The 3,863-nt window shown below is 28.3% G+C and carries 3 protein-coding genes and 2 pseudogenes; 4 read left to right on the top strand and 1 reads right to left on the bottom strand.

Going from position 1 to position 3,863, the window contains the following annotated elements; translation table 11 throughout:
- Nucleotides 1–256: 256 nt before the first annotated feature.
- On the top strand, nucleotides 257–1,090 hold the full coding sequence (locus AJ888_RS06375) for a hypothetical protein (RefSeq protein ID WP_070296202.1): 834 nt from the start codon (nucleotides 257–259) through the stop codon (nucleotides 1,088–1,090).
- A gap of 81 nt (nucleotides 1,091–1,171) precedes the next feature.
- Here the strand turns inward: AJ888_RS06375 and AJ888_RS06370 are convergent.
- A pseudogene (locus AJ888_RS06370) lies at nucleotides 1,172–1,651 on the bottom strand (hypothetical protein); the annotation flags it as partial.
- A gap of 67 nt (nucleotides 1,652–1,718) precedes the next feature.
- Between AJ888_RS06370 and AJ888_RS06365 the strand changes: the two are divergent.
- From AJ888_RS06365 to AJ888_RS06355, 3 genes and pseudogenes are all read left to right on the top strand, one after another.
- Nucleotides 1,719–2,285 (top strand): annotated as a pseudogene (locus AJ888_RS06365) (spore coat protein CotH); the annotation flags it as partial.
- A gap of 95 nt (nucleotides 2,286–2,380) precedes the next feature.
- Entirely contained in the window at nucleotides 2,381–3,235 is an 855-nt protein-coding gene (locus AJ888_RS06360; RefSeq protein WP_002779713.1) for a hypothetical protein, read from the top strand.
- The gene (locus tag AJ888_RS06355) at nucleotides 3,220–3,813 is read left to right on the top strand and encodes a cysteine peptidase family C39 domain-containing protein (protein WP_002861455.1); all 594 of its coding nucleotides are present in this window, start codon (nucleotides 3,220–3,222) and stop codon (nucleotides 3,811–3,813) included. The genes AJ888_RS06360 and AJ888_RS06355 overlap by 16 nt, the downstream gene beginning before the upstream one ends.
- Nucleotides 3,814–3,863: the final 50 nt, after the last annotated feature.

The raw sequence follows: 3,863 nt of genomic DNA, 5'->3' as shown, positions 1-3,863 counted from the left end.
AAGAACTTTAACACCTGCACTATTATCACTAATTGCTCCATTACTGACTTTAGCAAGAATATCCTCTGCAAAAGCAGAACTTGATAATAAAGCACCTAAAGCTACAACACTTAATAGTTTTTAAACATTTTAGCTCCTTGTTTTCAAATGTAATATAATTCATTTTATCATAACAAATGCCTTAAATCAAATTTAATCAAAGTATTATTATGTTTATGTTATTTTATTAAAATAAATTTTGTAAGGATGGATTACAATGGGAATATTAGAAAAAATGACATATCAAGATGAAAAAGAAAATTTATTAGTTTTAGAGAAAATAGTCAAGTTATTAAATGATTATATATATGAGCAAAAAAATATAATATATGATAAGTTTGATTTGATTTTTAAACGACCAGAGCAATTTAATGATGAATATATTATAAGTCATTATTTATCAATTTGTAGAGCTATTAAATCGGTAAATGAAAATAGATATCTTGTATGTTGGGAAATTGCTAGTGGTATACCACAAACGATAATAACACAGACTATTATTTATGATATAGCAAGATTTTATAATGCAATAAGAGGCAAAGAAAAATCATTTGACAAATCTTTACAGTCTGTCGTTATGGAAATCAATAATATAATTGGAAGTATACAGGGTTTGGATGATGATATTCACCCACAGAGACTATTTAATTACTCATTTGGATGCCACTTGTCACCGTATCCAAAATTTTATATTTCTCTTATCGAAAAAGCTTTTTTAATCCGTATGGCACTAGAGGGAAAAATAAAGTGGATGATATTTGGTGATTTACAAGAGCGTGAAATAAAATTACATGATTTTCTTTTGAAACTAAAAGAAAATCATAAACAATATTTTGATTTACCTCCAAATGTGGATTTTGATAAGATTATGCTAGTTAAAAATTGGTGCAATAGAATTATACACGATGGCTTGTTTCCTTATATTTGGGTTGTATGGGATGCTATCGAGATTATGGAGCCACTTTTTCATACATCTAATAAGGAAAAAATTGATCTTGAGGGTTTTCATTACCGAAAAGATATAACACAAGATATTAGCAAATTTTTTTAGAAGATGAAAAAAGGATAAAAAGAAATAAATAATACCGCCCTAAGATCAACAAGCTAATTTTAGGGCATTTTTGATTATGTTTTATCTTAACAAGACTTTAATTTCATTATATTTATTTAAATCTTCTAAAATTTTTGCAGATTTTGGCACAAAATCACTTTTGTAGTTTTTTTGCTTACTCATTTTTTCTATTTCATCCATGATAATGCGATTGTCTTCTCTTAATGCCTCTAAATAATCCTTTCTTTTGTATTTTGGAGTGTTATCCCCTGTAATGCTTTTTAGCTCCACAATTTCTTTTTCAAGATTTTCTATCTTATTTTTATTGAGTTGAGTAAATTTTTCTAAGTCATTATAAAAATTGTTTAATCTCTTTACAAAACCACCAAAATTTACATAACTTTCCAATTTAAAAAAGGTTTTTTCATCTCTTTTATAAATCAAATTTTCAGGTTCGATTATTGTTTTACCATCAGTAGTACTCACATAAAAATTAAGAGTGTTTAAATCTGTTCTTTCTCCGCTTATAAGCAGTCCTTTAAACTCTAAAACCTTATATTCTTAAAGTTAATGATAAAGAAATTCAAAGATTTATTAAAGAATTTAATATAATGAAACAGATAAATAATCCTATTATGTGGGTTATAAAACCAAAAAAGGAATAACTACAATTTGGGGACAAGATTTAGAAAGGATTGTGAGAGAAAATAAAGTTTTAAGGGGTGAATATGCAAGATTTAAAATAGTAGGGCAAGAAGAATATGAGATAAAAAGAAAGGCAAAAATTAATAACAAGTGGCAAGAAGTTGTTAAAACACTTAAAAAACCTATTTGGGAAGTATCAGTAATAGGTAGAGAGAAAGATTTAAAACAGATCAACAAAGCCAAAACAACAAAAAAATATAAAATTATACAAGATAAAGGAGTGAATAATGAGAGAGATTATACAAAACAATATAGACAGAGAGTCTTACAAGAGCTCGGTAATAAATCAACTATCCGAAGAGAAACTGCCCTAGAAAGAAACTCTATGCGAATATTGTCCAAACAGCCTATGGTTCATAACACAAAACGAACTCAAATGCTTTTGCACATCAATGCACTCAATCAGTTACAGCAAGGAGAGCGAGGACGATCCGATAATATCTTGCGATGGACAAGTGTTAGGAATAATGAGATTGAAAGAGATGGATAATTTATAAAAGAAAGGAATAAAATATAAAGAATATACTAAAAATTTGGAACGCTCCTTGCTTAATTTTTCAAAGCAATATTTTAAAAGGTAATAAAATGAAAAAAATTATTCTTATTTTGGCAGTTTTAAGTGGTTGTCTTTTTGCTAGCGATGAGCTAAATATCGATAGCTTGTTTAAAAAGCAAATAGGCTTAAGAAGCATTACAAGTTTATCCTTGCTTAGCACAGGAAATCCTCACTCTTATTACATTTATCCAAATATTGGAGTAAATGGAGATTTAAATGTTTGGAATGATACAAAGCAACTTTATTTGAATCAAACTTTTATTTATACGCTTACACCTAATTTCGATTTACTTATTTCAGGCGGTGGAAATTATGCAAGACAAGAGTATAACAATATTATTTCAGGTGCTTTTACAAGCAAAAATACTTTAAATTTTGATTCTTTATGGATAGGCTTTATTTATACAGGAGAAAGCATTGCTGACTTTGTTCCGCAGATTAAATTTCAAACAGCGATCATTCAAAGAGAAAAAACAGTTTTGCAAACTAAAAACTTTTATTTTCAATCCCAAAACCTAGAAGCAAGTTTAAGAGGATATAGCGATCCAGTGGTATATAGTATTTATACAGGATTTGGTTATAACGCCCAAAGAAAATTTAAAATCGCAAAAATAGATTATGGCAATAGTATTTACTTTGGTGGAAATTTATCTATAATCTTAAGCCCTAAAATTACTTTGGATTTAGGAGCAGAACAAAGATTTCAAACCGAACAAAAAATCAATGGTGTAAAAAATTCAGAAATCAGATCAATTCCTACAATTAGTGGCGGTTCTACTTATAGCATAAATCAAGATACTGCTGTTTCAGTCAGTGCAAGTCTAGGTGGAAGCTCTGCTGCTCCTGATGCAATTTTTGGTATCAATCTATGGAAAAAATTCTAAAAATAGCATTAATGGTTGCTCTTTTGCCTTTGTTTTTAAAGGCAGAATTTGTAGTTAAGTCTTACCAAGAAATCAAAAATGAAAAAGTTGTAAGGCAAAATTATGAAGAATCTTGTGGTGCTGCTTCTTTGGCTACGCTTATTAATACACTTGATGATAATAATTTAACAGAATTAGATTTATTAAAAACCATGAGTGGACAAAAACTTTATACAGATATGGTAAGCTTTGCAGATTTAAATGATGCAGTAAAAAAGCTTGGCTATGAAAGCAAGTCTTATAAAGTCGATAGAAAGATTTTAGAGAATATTATATCTGTTCCTATTTTAGTTAAAATTGAAGATGATCCACGCTTTCCACATTTTGTGGTGATTATAAATCATAAAGGTAATTATTTACAAATACTTGATCCAAGTTATGGAGAATATATCAGTTCTAAAAGAGAATTTTATAGTGTTTGGGATAGATACAATAAAGGTGGATTTGCTTTAGTTGTTAATCCTAAAAAACAACTCAAAGATTACAAACTCAATTTACCCAAACCTTTGAATTTTGAAATTGAACCTTTTGGATTTTAATATCAAAATATTAAAATCCTTAATTAAAAGCCTAAACCCTAGTTTGTTCT

This window comes from Campylobacter sp. BCW_6467, from assembly GCF_001762855.1.
Taxonomy (GTDB): domain Bacteria; phylum Campylobacterota; class Campylobacteria; order Campylobacterales; family Campylobacteraceae; genus Campylobacter_D; species Campylobacter_D jejuni.
This window is presented reverse-complemented; position numbering and strand designations above follow the sequence as displayed.